Consider the following 13,869-nt stretch of genomic DNA (forward strand, 5'->3'; position numbering starts at 1 on the left):
GCACAGGTGACTTCGCGCCGCGTTGTGGCAGACCTACCATGAAGGCATCCCCGTCACCCTCTGAGAGGAACGCGCATGGTCGACGCAGCCGTCCGTCCGAACACCACTCCCTCCGATGCGAACGACACCGGAGTCCGCATCGACATCGACGTCGTGAAGCGTCAGCTGCTGGGCACCTGGGCCGACACCCGACTCGAGGCGCGCGAGCTGATCAAGGACCCCGCCTTCTGGCGCGACGACGAGCTCGGCAAGGACGAGCACCGCGAGCGCGTGCTCAGCCAGCTGCACCTGCTGGTCGAGAACCGCGCCGTGCACCGGGCCTTCCCGAAGCGTCTGGGCGGCGAGGAGAACAACGGCGCGAACATCGCGGGCTTCGAGGAGCTCGTGGTCGCCGATCCCAGCCTGCAGATCAAGTCGGGCGTGCAGTGGGGGCTGTTCGGTTCCGCCGTGCTGCAGCTCGGCACCGCCGAGCACCACGACAAGTGGCTGCCCGGCATCATGAGCCTCGAGATCCCCGGCGCCTTCGCCATGACCGAGATCGGCCACGGCTCCGACGTCGCCGCCGTGGGCACGACCGCGACCTACGACCCCGACACCGAGGAGTTCGTGATCCACACGCCGTTCCGCGCGGCGACCAAGGAGTACCTCGGCAACGCGGCTCTGCACGGCGTCGCGGCCACGGTCTTCGCGCAGCTCATCACGAACGGCGTGAACCACGGCGTGCACTGCTTCTACGTGCCGCTGCGCGGCGACGACGGCGTCGACCTGCCGGGCATCGGCCGCGAGGACGACGGTCTCAAGGGCGGCCTCAACGGCATCGACAACGGTCGCCTCTCGTTCGACCACGTGCGCATCCCGCGCACGAACCTGCTCAACCGCTACGGCGACGTCGCGGCCGACGGCACCTACTCGAGCGCGATCGACAGCCCCGGACGTCGCTTCTTCACGATGCTCGGCACGCTCGTGCAGGGGCGCGTCTCGCTCGACGGCGCCTCGTCGTGGGCCTCGGCGCTCGGGCTGAAGATCGCGATCACCTACGCCACGCAGCGTCGCCAGTTCGACGGAGCGGACGGGCAGGAGGTCGTGCTGCTCGACTACGGCAAGCATCAGCGCCGACTGCTGCCGCGGCTCGCGACCACGTACGCGCAGATCTTCGCGCACGACGAGTTCCTGCAGAAGTTCGACGGGGTCTTCTCGGGCCGCACCGACACCCCTGACGACCGCGAGGACCTCGAGACCCTGGCCGCCGCGCTCAAGCCGCTCTCGACCTGGCATGCTCTCGACACGCTCCAGGAGGCGCGTGAGGCCTGCGGCGGCGCCGGGTTCATGTTCGAGAACCGCCTGGTCGGCCTCCGCGCCGACCTCGACATCTACGTGACGTTCGAGGGCGACAACAACGTGCTTCTGCAGCTCGTCGGCAAGCGTCTGCTCACCGACTACGCCAAGCAGTTCACCGGCAAGGATGCTGCGGCGCTGGCCAAGTTCGCGGTCGGCCAGACCGCGGGCAAGGTCTTCCACGGCGCTGGTTTGCGGCAGTTCGGCCAGTCCGTCGCCGACTTCGGCCAGGTGGCGCGCTCGGTCGAGAACGGACTCCGCGAGGAGCAGCAGCATCTGCTGCTCGCCGAGCGCGTGCAGCAGATGGTCGCCGACATCGCCGGCCGCCTGCGCGTCGCCGGCAAGGACAAGGCCCGCGGAGCGCAGCTCTTCAACGAGAACCAGGCCGAGCTCATCGAGGCGGCCCGCGCCCACGGCGAGCTGCTGCAGTGGGAGGCGTTCACCGACGCCGTGCACCGCGTCGACGACGCCGACAGCAAGAAGGTGCTGACCTGGCTGCGCGACCTCTTCGGCCTGCAGCTGATCGAGAAGCACCTCGCGTGGCACCTCATCAACGGACGCCTGTCGATGCAGCGCGCCGCCGCGGTGTCGAGCTACATCGACCGGCTCTGCGCGCGTCTGCGCCCGCACGCCCTCGACCTCGTCGACGCGTTCGGCTACGAGCCCGAGCACGTGCGCGCACCCATCGCCTCCGGCGCCGAGAAGCAGCGTCAGGACGAGGCGCGCGCGTACTACGCCGACCTCGCCGCCTCCGGAGCGGCGCCGATTCAGGAGAAGGCGCTCAAGCAGAAGAAGCGCTAGTCGCGCGACGTTCGCCCCAGGTCGTTGAGCGAGAGGCCTTCACCCGGGTCGTTGAGCGAGCGGAGCGAGACGAAACGCGTCAGGCGGCGGGCGGCGCCGGCGGGAACGGCTGCTGCCCCTGCGGCGGGTACATCTGCGGCGGGTACATCTGCGGCGGATACGGCGCGGCGCCGACGGCATCCGTCTCTCCTGGCGGCGTCAGCCGCGCCTGAGCACGCACGCGCAGCAGCACCGCCGTGAACGCGAGGTACAGCAGGCCGGCGGTGGCGCTGCCGCCGTACAGGATCAGCGTCGGCACGACGACGTTCACGCCGCGGGGCAGCGAGGTGAGGATCGGGAACACCGCCTGCGGGGCAGCGGCGAGAGCGATGCTCCCCACCAGGAGGACGACCCCCGGCAGCAGGAGCGCGAACGGCGACCAGCGCGTCACTCCGACGCCGGCGACGATCAGCAGCACGCTGCCGAGAGCGGCGGCGATCGCCAGCGGCTGCGGATCGAACTGGAAGCGCTGGAGCGCCAGCAGCGAACCGTTGGCGACGCTCCATGCGAGTGCGAACCCGCCGCCGGCGAGCAGCAGAGGTGCGAGGACGATCCCGAGTGCACCGAGGCCGGCGCCGCGTGCGCGCGGGTCGCGGCGCACACGCGCCAGCACGATGCCCATCACGCCGAGCACGGGGAGGACGACGAGAGGGATGCCGTACACGGCGGCGTCGATCCAGGGCGGCGGGACGACGCGGTAGAGCCACGACAGCGTCACCGGGAACGCCGACATCGCGAGGGCGACGACGGTGAACGCGCCCACCGCGATGAGCCCGGCCGAGCTCCACACGCCCGTGAGCACGACGACGACCAGGAGCAGCACGCCGAGCGCCTGGACGAGCAGCGGCCCGATGAGCGGACTGAGATCCTGCCGGTACCCGAACTCGAAGAAGCCCTGGGCGACGGTCTGGCCGCCCAGGGAGAGCAGCACGAGGGCGACCGGGGTGAACACGAGCGCGAGGAGGATCGTGATCAGGCGGGCGAGCGTGGACGAGCGGCGCATGGACATCCCCTCCGGAGTCTTGGCCCCACCGTACCGATCCACCGCGGGTAATGTCAGTGTCTGCCCCGTGAACAGTTCTGAGGAGTACCGGATGACCCGCGTCCACGCCTACGCCGCCCCGAGCGAAGCCGCTCCGCTCGAGAAGACCGTGATCGAGCGCCGCGAGCTCGGCCCGCTCGACGTGCTGATCGACATCGCGTTCGCCGGCATCTGCCACTCCGACATCCACACCGTCCGCGGCGAGTGGGGCTCGCAGTCGTATCCGCTCGCGCCCGGGCACGAGATCGCCGGGGTGGTCGCGGCGGTCGGCCCGGAGGTCACGCGTCACGCCGTCGGCGACCGGGTCGGCGTCGGCTGCATGGTGAACTCGTGCGGAGAGTGCCGCAACTGCGAGCGCGGCGACGAGCAGTTCTGCGTGAACGGTGCGGTGATGACGTATGGCGCGGTCGACCGCGACGGCACCGTGACGCAGGGTGGCTACTCGGAGCAGGTCGTGGTGACCGAGTCGTTCGTCGTCCGCATCCCCGACGCCCTCGCGCTCGACGTCGCGGCTCCGTTGCTGTGCGCCGGCATCACGACGTACTCGCCGCTGCGCCACTGGGGCGTCGGACCGGGTAGTCGCGTCGCGGTCGTGGGGCTCGGCGGTCTCGGGCACATGGGCGTGCAGATCGCGCACGCGCTGGGCGCCGAGGTGACCGTGCTCTCGCAGACGCTGGGCAAGAAGGACGACGGACTGCGCCTCGGCGCCGACCACTACTACGCGACGAGCGACCCGGAGACCTTCCGGAACCTGCGTTCGTCGTTCGACGTCATCCTCAACACGGTGAGCGCCGTCGTCGACCTGCGGGCGTACCTGGGGCTTCTCGATGTGGGCGGATCCATGGTGTGCGTCGGGGCGCCCGCCGAGCCGCTCGCGGTCACGGTGGGCTCGCTGATCGGCGGACGCCGATCGCTCGCCGGGTCGAACATCGGCGGCATCCGCGAGACGCAGGAGATGCTCGACTTCTGCGCCGAGAAGGGCATCGCCGCCGAGATCGAGGTGATCCCCGCGGCGCAGATCAACGAGGCGTACGAGCGGGTGCTCGCCTCGGACGTGCGCTACCGCTTCGTGATCGACGGGGCGACCTTCGCGGACTGACAGGAGTGCCGTCGCCGGTGCGACGGGCGGGAAGTGGATGAGATGGATGCCGAGGGGACGCACGCGACGCCGTCGGATTTCGCCGAGCTGCTCCGCACCACGGTGAGGACTCGCGGGATGTCTCTGCGTGCACTGCAGAGGCGTCTCCGCGATCGCGGCCACACGATCAGCATCGCCACGCTCTCGCAGTGGCAGTCGGGCTCGCGGCATCCCGGGTCGGAGACCGCCGAGGACGTCCTCTCCACGCTGGAGGATCTGTTGGGGCTCGACCCGCACGTGCTCGCCTCCGCTGTGCGGAGGACGCGTCGGGTGCCGGCGGATCGCACCCTCGCGTACCAGGACTTCCTCAGGCCGGACGCCGCCGATTTCGTGGGGCAGAGCCTCCCTCGGGACCTGTCCGAGCGTTCCGGCTCCATCATGTACTTCCTGGATGCCGCGGGGCAGATGGTGCGGACCGTGAACCGCACGGTGTTCCAGGCGCGCGTCGACGGCGCTCGCGAGACCACCGTGTACTTCTCGATCGAGGATCCCGAGATCGCGCCCCCGGCGGTGCGGGGGACTGTCGGGTGCGAGCTCGTCGACGTGCGATCGGACATGGATCTCAGGGTCGTGCGGGCGACGTTGCGGCTCTCCTCGCCGCTGCGGAAGGGCGACTTCGTGCTCACCGAACGCGAGACCCGGGACCACGTGCACGGCGACGGTGCGACGTGGGTCGGGGCGGGAGTGTTCGCCCCGCGTCGTCAGGCCGAGGTCGGGGTCCATGTGATCTTCGATGCCGAGCGGGTTCCCCGTGCGTGCCGGGCGGTCGTCGACGACGCGGGCGGTATGCGATCGCAGCGGCTCGTTGTGAACGGCACGAGCGTGTCGCACGTCGAGTACGACTTCGGGCCGGGCGAGTTCTCCGTCGAGTGGGAGTGGTGACGGCGGCGCACTGTTCCGGTGTCTCGGAATATCGCACCTGACCTGGACTGTTTCCGCCCGGAATCGGGTCTGACTGTCGGTGGTCCAGGGTTGACTCCACGTATGCCCCACCCCGCCGACGCCCTCATCCAGGTCGCCCACGACCTGGATGCTGTGCTGTCCGTCAACGCGATCGCGGGGGTGCCCGACCACGAGAAGGCCGCGCTGCTGAAGGTCGCAGGCGCTGTGATGCGGCGCGTGGAGGCGGTGGTCGTCGAGACGATCGCGACCTCCGATCCGGCCGAGTTGGCTCACGAGTGCGGATGCCGCGTGCCGAGCGAACTCGTGCAGCGCGCGCTGCTGGTCGATCGACGCGCGGCGACGCGCGTGGTCAGAGTCGCGGGATTGCTGCGGCGGGAGACCAGCCTGGTCTCGGGCGAACGCCTTCCGGCCCGATGGCCCGACCTGCGTGACGCGCTCCTCGACGGGGTGATCAGCGTCGACGGCGTGCTCGCGGCGACCGCGCCGGTGGAGCGGATCGGAGATCGCATCGGTGTCGAAGAGCGCCTCGCCGCCGACGCGTTCCTCGCCGACTCCGCGCGCGGGCTCCACGATGCCGATGAGCCGCCGCATGACGCTGATGGTGACGGTGCTGGCGACGACGGCGGATCCGTATCGAGCGATGGCCGCGGTCCCGGAGTGATGCCCGAAGACCTCGGGCGTCTCGCGCAGCAGATCGCGATGGTGCTCGACCCCGATGGAGAAGAGCCCGATGATCAGCAGGCGCTGCATCGACGCGGTCTCACGATCGGACGACTGCGGCAGGGGCTGCACCGCGTCACAGGACACCTCCTTCCCGACGCGGCGGCGCAGTTGCAGGCTGTGCTCGACGCAATGCTGAACCCCAAGGTCGAGGGGCCACCTCTGCCCGGTGGGGGAAGAGGCGTGCGGTTCGAGGACTCGGCGGTCGAGAGCGCGGGATCCGTGGGCGTCGGGGTCGGGGTCGACGATGATCCGCTCAACGCCGATCCTCGAGCGGTCGTCGATCCGCGGACGCATGCGCAGAAGCGTCACGACGCGCTCGCCGCAGCTCTGGGGATCGCGGCGCGCCATAGAGACATGCCTTCGCTCGGGGGAGCGGCTCCGACTCTCGTCGTGACCGTCGACGTCGACGACCTCGCACGCGGCACCGGACGAGCGCACCTCACCGGTTCCGATGCGACGCTCCCTGTCGCCGTGGCCGAGCACATCGCATGCGCGGGTGCGGTGCAGCGCGTGCTCACCGACAAAGGGCGGATCGTGGCGACCACGACCACCGACCGCATCTTCACGGTCCATCAGCGACGGGCCATCGTCGCCCGCGACAAGGAATGCCTCATCCCTGGCTGCCACGTTCCCGCATCATGGTGCGAGATCCACCACGTCGTCGAGCATGCGCGAGGCGGCCCGACGAGCACCGACAACGGCGTGCCGTTGTGCTGGTGGCACCATCGATCGCTCGGGTCATCGGGGTGGGAGATCCGCATGAACGGGGGAGTTCCGCAGGTGCGCGGCCCCGCATGGTGGGATCCTGACGGGCTGTGGCGGACGCCGCGGCTCAGCGTCGGGAAACTGGGTGACCTCGAATCTCGACCCCGACCTCGATCTCGATTTCGCTCGCGATCCCGCTCGGCGGCGTGAGCCGGTGAGCCGGGTGACTCGGGTGAGCCGGGTGAGCCGGGTGAGCCGGGTGAGCCGGGTGAGCCGGGCGGTGCCTCCGATGTCCGTGCCGGGCGATAGCGTCGCTTCATGCCTTCTCTTCTCACCGGACCCGACGGGCGTGCGCGCTGCGCCTGGGTCGGCGACGACGCCGAGTACCGCCGCTACCACGACGAGGAGTGGGGCACCGCGCTCCACGGTGACCGCGCGCTGTACGAGAAGATGGCGCTCGAAGGGTTCCAGGCAGGGCTGTCGTGGATCACGATCCTGCGCAAGCGCCCGCGGTTCCGTGAAGTGTTCGCCGGGTTCGAGCCCGAGGCGGTCGCCGCGTTCGACGAGTCCGACGTCGAGAGGCTCATGGGCGACGCCGGCATCATCCGCAACCGCGCGAAGATCGAGGCCACGATCGGCAACGCCCGCATCGTGCGCGACATGGCAGCCGGAGAGCTCGACGCCCTCATGTGGTCGTTCGCCCCCGCGCCCACCGGCCGGCGTCCTGTCGCGTTCGCCGACGTCCCCGCCGTGACGCCCGAGTCCACCGCGATGAGCAGAGAATTGCGACGCCGCGGGTTCCGCTTCGTCGGCGCCACCACGATGTACGCGCTGATGCAGTCGTCGGGCATGGTCGACGACCACATCGAGGGATGCTGGAGGGCCGCCGAGGCGCGCTGACGACTCTCCGCCGCCACCTGGGCAGTTCTCCCCATCGTGCGCGGTATTCCGGTGCGGTTAGGATGTTCGGGTGTATCGTGCGCCGCCGGGTGCGCGATCGGAGAGTCTTGGACATCGAGACCCTGGGGGGAACCGGGCATGAAGGCGTTGTCGTGGATGCGAGCGCGGCCGAAGACGCTGGCGTCCGCCGCCGGCGTGACGGTGGGCGTGATCGCGCTCACCACGATGGCCATCAACTACCAGGGCTTCCCGACCACGAAGGTCGACCTCAACGACGGCGGCGTCTGGATCACGAAGACCTCGAGTCTGCTCGTCGGACACTTCAACCACGAGTCGACCGTCCTCGACGGCGGCCTGCGCACCGCCGGCGAGAACTACGACATCCTGCAGGACGAGACCAACATCCTCGTCGTCGACGAGAGTGCGTCGACCGTCACCGCCGTCGACCCCGCGCGCGTCTCCCTCGGAGACACGGCCAAGATCCCCGGCGCCGGCAAGGTCGCGCTCGGCAACCAGACCACGGCCATCCTCGACCAGCAGTCCGGCGACCTCTGGGTCATCCCCGTCAAGGGCATCTCGGGCTTCAAGATCGAGGCGGCCGAGCCGACCGCCGAACTCGGCGAGGGCGCCGACGTCACGGTCGCCGAGGACGGCACCGTGTTCGGCCTCTCCGCCGAGCGCGGCGAAGTCGTCACGGTCCCCGTCGACAACGAAGGCCAGGCGCTCGACCCGTCCACGGCATCCGTCGGCGAGATCGACGCCTCGGCCGCCCCGACGATCACGGCCGTCGGCCGCACCCCCGTCGTGCTCGACGCCGCCGCCGGCGTGGTCACGACGCCCGGCGGGTTCCGCACCGAGGTCGCCGACACCGCGGATGCCGTGCTCCAGCCCGCATCCGCGACATCCGCCGCCGTGGCGCTCGCCACGTCGTCCGCACTGGTCAGCGTGCCGCTCGACGGCAGCGAGCCGGTCGTGACCGACGTCGGCGGTGACGGCATCCCCGCCGCTCCCGTGTGGTTGCGCGGCTGCACCTACGGAGCGTGGGCGGGATCGGCGAAGTTCCTGCGCGAATGCCCCGGCGACGCCAACGACGTCAACGAGAAGATCGAGGGCGCCGAGCAGTCGAAGAGCCTCACGTTCCGCGTGAACCGCGACGTGATCATCCTCAACGACGCCGTCGGCGGAGCCGCCTGGATGGCGAACGAGTCGCTGCAGCGCGTCGACAACTGGAACGACCTCACGCCGCCCGAGGGCGAGACGCAGGACGAAGAGGACACCACCCAGGAGACGGTGGAGACGACGCTCCCCGATCGCAAGGAGGAGAACACCCCTCCCGTCGCCGAAGACGACACCTTCGGCGTACGCGCCGGAGCCTCGATCCTGCTGCCCGTGCTCGACAACGACAACGACCCCGACGGCGACGTCCTCGTCGCGGCCCTCGCGGAGGCGCAGCCGTCGATCGGCACCGTGCAGCCGATCCAGAACGGCGGGTCGCTGCAGATCGCCGTCGCCGAGGACGCCTCGGGGTCGGCGACCTTCCAGTACGAGGCCGACGATGGCCGCGGCGGCAAGGACACGGCGACCGTGACGCTCACGGTGCACGACGAGGACACCCACAACGCCCCGGTGCCGAAGCGCAAGACGACACTCACGGTCGAATCCGGCGGCACGATCTCGTACAACATCCTCCCGGACTTCATCGACCCCGACGGCGACGACATCTACCTGCAGCACGTCGAGCCGGCCCCCGGCGACGAGGTCGACTTCACGACCGACGGCCAGATCACCTACAAGGCGACGGCCAGCATGCAGGGCCTCAAGGACGTGCAGGTCACGGTCACCGACGGCTTCGGCGAGTCGACGACCTCCACGATCACGCTCGACGTGCGTCCGCAGGGTTCGACACAGCCCAAGACCAACGCCGACCACGTCGTCACCCGCGTGGGCGAGCAGGTCACGGTCGCGCCTCTCGCGAACGACACCAGCTCCGGGCGTGAGCCGCTGCGCCTCGGTCGCGTCGACGAGGTCGCAGGTGCGACCGTCATCCCGGACTTCACGAACAAGACGTTCTCCTTCGCCTCGGAGACGCCGGGCACCTACTACGTGCAGTACCTCGCGACGGCCGGCCCGCAGAACGGCGAGGGCCTCGTGCGCGTCGACGTGCTCGAGTCCAGCGCCACAGACCTGCCGCCCGTCGCGGTGCGCGACGTCGCACTGCTGCCCACCGGCGGCGACGTGCTGGTAGGCGTGCTCGCGAACGACATGGACCCCGCCGGCGGCATCCTCGTCGTGCAGTCCGTGCAGGTCGAGGACCGCTCGGGCATCTCGGTCTCGGTGATCAACCACGAGACGCTCCGCATCACCGATCAGGGCGCGCTGAGCGAGCAGGTGCGCATCAAGTACCGCATCTCGAACGGCTCGAAGTCCGCCGAGGGCGAGGTCGTCGTCATCCCGATCCCGGCGCCGGAGGAGATCCTCCCGCCGGTCGCCAACCCCGACACGGCCTACGTGCGCGCGGGCGACGTCGTCACGATCCCGGTGCTCGACAACGACACGCATCCGAGCGACGACGTGCTGCACCTCGACCCCGAGCTCGTCGAGCCGCTCGTCGACCCCGAGGACGGCGAGGCGTTCGTGTCGCAGGACGTCCTGCGCTTCAAGGCGGGGCCCACCGCCAAGACCGTCTACATCACCTACAACGCCGTCGACTCGCGCCAGCAGAAGGCGGCCGGCCTGGTGACCGTGCAGATCCTCCCGGTCGACGAGGAGACCAACGCGGCGCCGCGGCCGCAGGACCTCGTGGCTCGTGCTCTCGCCGGTTCGGAGGTCAACATCGCCGTACCGCTCGACGGCATCGACGCCGACGGCGACTCCGTCGAGCTGCTCGACATCACGTCGAGTCCGACCAAGGGGCGCATCACCGAGACCGGCGCGAACTACTTCACGTACGAGGCCTTCGACGGCTCTACCGGCGTCGACGCGTTCAAGTACCGCGTGCGCGACAGGCTGGGCAAGGAGGGCATCGCCACGATCCGCGTCGGCATCGCCCCCGCCGAAGAGGTCAATCAGGCTCCCTACGCCGTGAAGGATGCCGTCGTCGTCCGCCCCGGTCGCGAGATCGCCGTGCCCGTGCTCGCGAACGACTCCGATCCCGAGGGCGACGAGATCACCCTCGTGAGCGAGGAGAACGGCGGACTCGAGATCCCCGAGATCGACGGTCTGTCGGCGCGTGTGTCGGGCGACCGCGTGCTGGTGCAGGCTCCGGACCAGTCGCTCGAGACCTCGCTGCAGTACACGATCCGCGACGCCCGGGGCGCGACCGCCACCGCGGTGCTGCAGATCACGGTCGACGAGGACGTGCCGCTCCAGGCGCCGATCGCCCGCGACGACCGGGTGCGCCCCGAGGACCTGAAGGACGACACCCTCACGGCCGAGATCGGCATCCTCGACAACGACGAGGACCCGGACGGCACGACCGAGGGCCTGGAGGTCACGCTGGGCGACGGGGCGACCGCGCTCGACGACGGCAAGGTGCGCGTCACGGTGCAGGAGGAGCAGCAGCTCATCCGCTACACGCTCACCGACCGCGACGGGCTCGAGGCCTCGGCGTTCATCTTCGTGCCGGCGGAGTCGGGCCTGCGTCCGACGGTCGACATGACGAAGCCGCTCCAGGTCGTGAGCGGCGAGACCGAGACGCTGTCGCTCTCGGAGTACGTGACGGTCGCCGGCGGCGGAACCGCCCGCATCACCGAGCACGCCAAGGTCAGCGCGGTGCACTCCGACGGCGCCGACCTCGTGAAGGACGAGACGACGCTCGTCTACACCTCGGCGGCCGGGTACTTCGGCCAGGATGCGCTGACCTTCGAGGTCACGGACGGCACCGGCCCCGACGACCCCGAGGGTCGCAAGGCGACGCTGACGATCCCGATCGACGTGCTGCCGCCCGAGAACCAGCAGCCGTCGTTCGCCCGCGCCGAGATCCAGGTCGCTCCCGGCGAGGACGCCACAGAGGTCGACCTCGCGGCGCTGACCACCGACCCCGACGTCGAAGACCAGGGCAAGCACGAGTACACCTTCGTCGGCGGCGACGGCCAGGGCGTCTCGGCCCGCGTCGACGGCGACACGCTGCTCGTCGAGGCCTCGTCGAACTCCAAGAAGGGCACCGCCCTCACGCTTACGCTGCGGATCACCGACGGCGAGACCGAGCCCATCGAGGGCCAGGTGTCGGTCACGGTCGCCGCGTCGAACCGTGCCCTGCCGGTAGCGAACACCGACACGGTCTCCGAGGCCGACCAGGGCAAGAGCATCACGGTGCCCGTGCTCGCGAACGACTTCAACCCGTTCCCCGAGACCCCTCTGAAGCTCACATCGGCGACGGTCGAGAGCGGCGTGGGCACCGCGAACATGAAGGGCGACGAGGTCACGGTCACCCCGGGTGCGACGTTCGTCGGCGTGCTCGTCGTGCGGTACCGGATCCAGGATGCGACGGAGGACGTCGACCGCGAGGCCAACGGCCAGATCGTGGTGACCGTGCAGGGCGTGCCCGAGGCCCCCGGCGCCCCCGTCGTCACGAGCGTGCAGGATCGCACGGTCGTGATCTCGTACGCGGCGCCGTCGAACAACGGCGCGGAGATCACCAAGTACACGGTGAAGTCGGTGAGCGGCAGCGCGTACACCAAGGAGTGCCAGTCGACCACGTGCACGCTCGACGGCCTCACGAACAACGTGGAGTACACGTTCCAGGTCACGGCCACGAACCGCGTGGGCGAGGGCAAGCCCTCCGGTGCCTCGCAGGTCGCCCGCCCGGACGCACGCCCCGACACACCGGCCCCGCCGCGCCTCAAGTTCGGCGACAAGGCGCTCGACGTCAGCTGGACCACGCCGACGACCCCCGGATCGCCGGTCGAGAGCTACCTCCTCGAGATCTCGCCGGCCCCGCCGTCGGGAGTCACTCAGAAGGCGGTGTCCGGGGGGAGCACGAACGCGGTGCGCTGGGAGGGCCTCGAGAACGGCTCGAACTACACCGTGCGCGTGCAGGCGCTCAACCGCGCGCCCGAGCCCTCCAGCTGGAGCGGCTGGTCGGCGCCCGAAGTGCCCGCCGGACCCCCGATGGCTCCGGCGGCCCCGACCACCCAGCAGATCCAGGGCGTCGGCACGCAGGCCCAGATGCAGGTCAGCTGGGAGGCGCCGAACAGCAACGGTGCGGCGATCGACAGCTACCGGCTCGAGGTCTACGAGGGCGGCACCCTCGTCAACACGCTGACCCCGTCGGCGAGTGCGCGAACGCAGGCGATCTCGCTGCCGACCTCGGAGTCGGCGTACACGTTCCGCATCCAGGCCCACAACAAGGCGAACTGGGGCGAGTACAGCCCGATGTCGGCACCCCGCCGCGGCGTCAACGCACCCGGCGCGCCGACGGGTCTGCGCGTCACGAGCGAGGGCGACCGGGCGCTCGCGATCGACTACACCGAGGGCTCCCGCAACGGCGCCAAGGTGAGCGAGACGGTGTACCAGTACCAGCTGAACTCCGGCGCATGGGCGAACGTCCCCGGTGACAAGGTCATCCGCGGCCTCGCCAACGGCACGAACTACAACATCAGGGTGCGTGCCCTCGCGACGGTCGACGGACAGCAGTACGCCGGTGCCGCCTCGAACGTCGCGAGCGGCAACCCGCACGGCAAGCCGAACACGCCCGCCGCGAGCGCCGAGGGCCTCGCGACGCAGGTGCGGCTGAACTGGAACGCCACCAACTCGCCCAACGGCCGCTCGATCACTCTCGTGCAGATCAGCATCGACGGCGGCGGCTGGCAGAACGAGAGCATCTCGGGCTCTCGGACCGTCGGCAACGGCTACAACCAGTCGCACAGCATCAAGGTGCGGGCGCAGGACGCGTCCGGTGCGTGGTCCGACGAGAGCCCGGTGCGCTCCGCGTCGTCGGGGCCGCCTCCGCAGCCGAGCGCGCAGACCGTGCGCGGCGCCAACTCGGGCAACTGCTCGCGGGATGTCTGCTACTACCTCGAGCTCGAGGTGCAGAACTTCCCGGCCGGCACCTACGCGGTCGCCTGCCTGCAGAACGGCTCGGTGTTCGGCAACACCCGCCTCGTGATCCCGGCCAACGGGCGCGCGAGCCTCGCCTCGGGCTGGGGCTACTGCTGGCACGGCGGCTACAACAGCACCTACGAGCTCCAGTTGCGCATCGACGGCGTCATGACGTCGACCGGTACGCGCTGGGACTGACGACACGACGCCTCACGCCACGACGCACGACTTCACAGAACGAGGA

General features: G+C 70.1%; 7 protein-coding genes. 6 read left to right on the top strand and 1 reads right to left on the bottom strand.

Translation table 11 applies throughout. The annotated features are described in order from the left end of the window. The first annotated feature begins 75 nt into the window (after positions 1-75). Positions 76-2,136: an acyl-CoA dehydrogenase gene (locus ACIPYT_RS06930; RefSeq protein ID WP_401071957.1), complete on the top strand. Its 2,061-nt coding sequence runs from the start codon at positions 76-78 to the stop codon at positions 2,134-2,136. Positions 2,137-2,215: 79 nt separating this feature from the next. Here ACIPYT_RS06930 and ACIPYT_RS06935 read toward each other — a convergent pair whose 3' ends face one another. Beyond that, entirely contained in the window at positions 2,216-3,178 is a 963-nt protein-coding gene (locus ACIPYT_RS06935; RefSeq protein WP_401071959.1) for a hypothetical protein, read from the bottom strand. A gap of 91 nt (positions 3,179-3,269) precedes the next feature. On the opposite strand from ACIPYT_RS06935, the gene ACIPYT_RS06940 reads away from it, so the two are divergent. The 5 genes from ACIPYT_RS06940 to ACIPYT_RS06960 all read left to right on the top strand — a co-directional run bounded on the left by ACIPYT_RS06940 (position 3,270) and on the right by ACIPYT_RS06960 (position 13,823). Next, positions 3,270-4,316, top strand: coding sequence for an NAD(P)-dependent alcohol dehydrogenase (locus tag ACIPYT_RS06940; RefSeq protein ID WP_401071961.1), 1,047 nt, complete (start codon positions 3,270-3,272; stop codon positions 4,314-4,316). A gap of 117 nt (positions 4,317-4,433) precedes the next feature. After that, positions 4,434-5,237, top strand: a complete 804-nt coding sequence (locus tag ACIPYT_RS06945; protein WP_401071963.1) for a hypothetical protein — start codon at positions 4,434-4,436, stop codon at positions 5,235-5,237. A gap of 102 nt (positions 5,238-5,339) precedes the next feature. Next, positions 5,340-6,896 carry a DUF222 domain-containing protein gene (locus tag ACIPYT_RS06950; protein ID WP_401071965.1) on the top strand — a complete coding sequence of 519 codons (1,557 nt, stop codon included), beginning with the start codon at positions 5,340-5,342 and terminating at the stop codon, positions 6,894-6,896. A 108-nt stretch (positions 6,897-7,004) separates the two neighbouring features. Continuing rightward, positions 7,005-7,586 carry a DNA-3-methyladenine glycosylase I gene (locus ACIPYT_RS06955; protein WP_401071967.1) on the top strand — a complete coding sequence of 194 codons (582 nt, stop codon included), beginning with the start codon at positions 7,005-7,007 and terminating at the stop codon, positions 7,584-7,586. A gap of 138 nt (positions 7,587-7,724) precedes the next feature. Further along, positions 7,725-13,823 carry an Ig-like domain-containing protein gene (locus ACIPYT_RS06960; protein WP_401071969.1) on the top strand — a complete coding sequence of 2,033 codons (6,099 nt, stop codon included), beginning with the start codon at positions 7,725-7,727 and terminating at the stop codon, positions 13,821-13,823. Positions 13,824-13,869 lie beyond the last annotated feature (46 nt).

Source organism: Microbacterium sp. NPDC089695 (genome assembly GCF_044749085.1).
In the GTDB taxonomy this organism is placed as follows: domain Bacteria; phylum Actinomycetota; class Actinomycetes; order Actinomycetales; family Microbacteriaceae; genus Microbacterium.

Excerpts from the sequence above, each read along its gene's own strand:
- ACIPYT_RS06930 (WP_401071957.1), top strand. The coding sequence starts at position 76 with ATGGTCGACGCAGCCGTCCGTCCGAACACCACTCCCTCCGATGCGAAC.
- ACIPYT_RS06935 (WP_401071959.1), bottom strand. The coding sequence starts at position 3,178 with ATGCGCCGCTCGTCCACGCTCGCCCGCCTGATCACGATCCTCCTCGCG.
- ACIPYT_RS06940 (WP_401071961.1), top strand. The coding sequence starts at position 3,270 with ATGACCCGCGTCCACGCCTACGCCGCCCCGAGCGAAGCCGCTCCGCTC.
- ACIPYT_RS06945 (WP_401071963.1), top strand. The coding sequence starts at position 4,434 with ATGTCTCTGCGTGCACTGCAGAGGCGTCTCCGCGATCGCGGCCACACG.
- ACIPYT_RS06950 (WP_401071965.1), top strand. The coding sequence starts at position 5,340 with ATGCCCCACCCCGCCGACGCCCTCATCCAGGTCGCCCACGACCTGGAT.
- ACIPYT_RS06955 (WP_401071967.1), top strand. The coding sequence starts at position 7,005 with ATGCCTTCTCTTCTCACCGGACCCGACGGGCGTGCGCGCTGCGCCTGG.
- ACIPYT_RS06960 (WP_401071969.1), top strand. The coding sequence starts at position 7,725 with ATGAAGGCGTTGTCGTGGATGCGAGCGCGGCCGAAGACGCTGGCGTCC.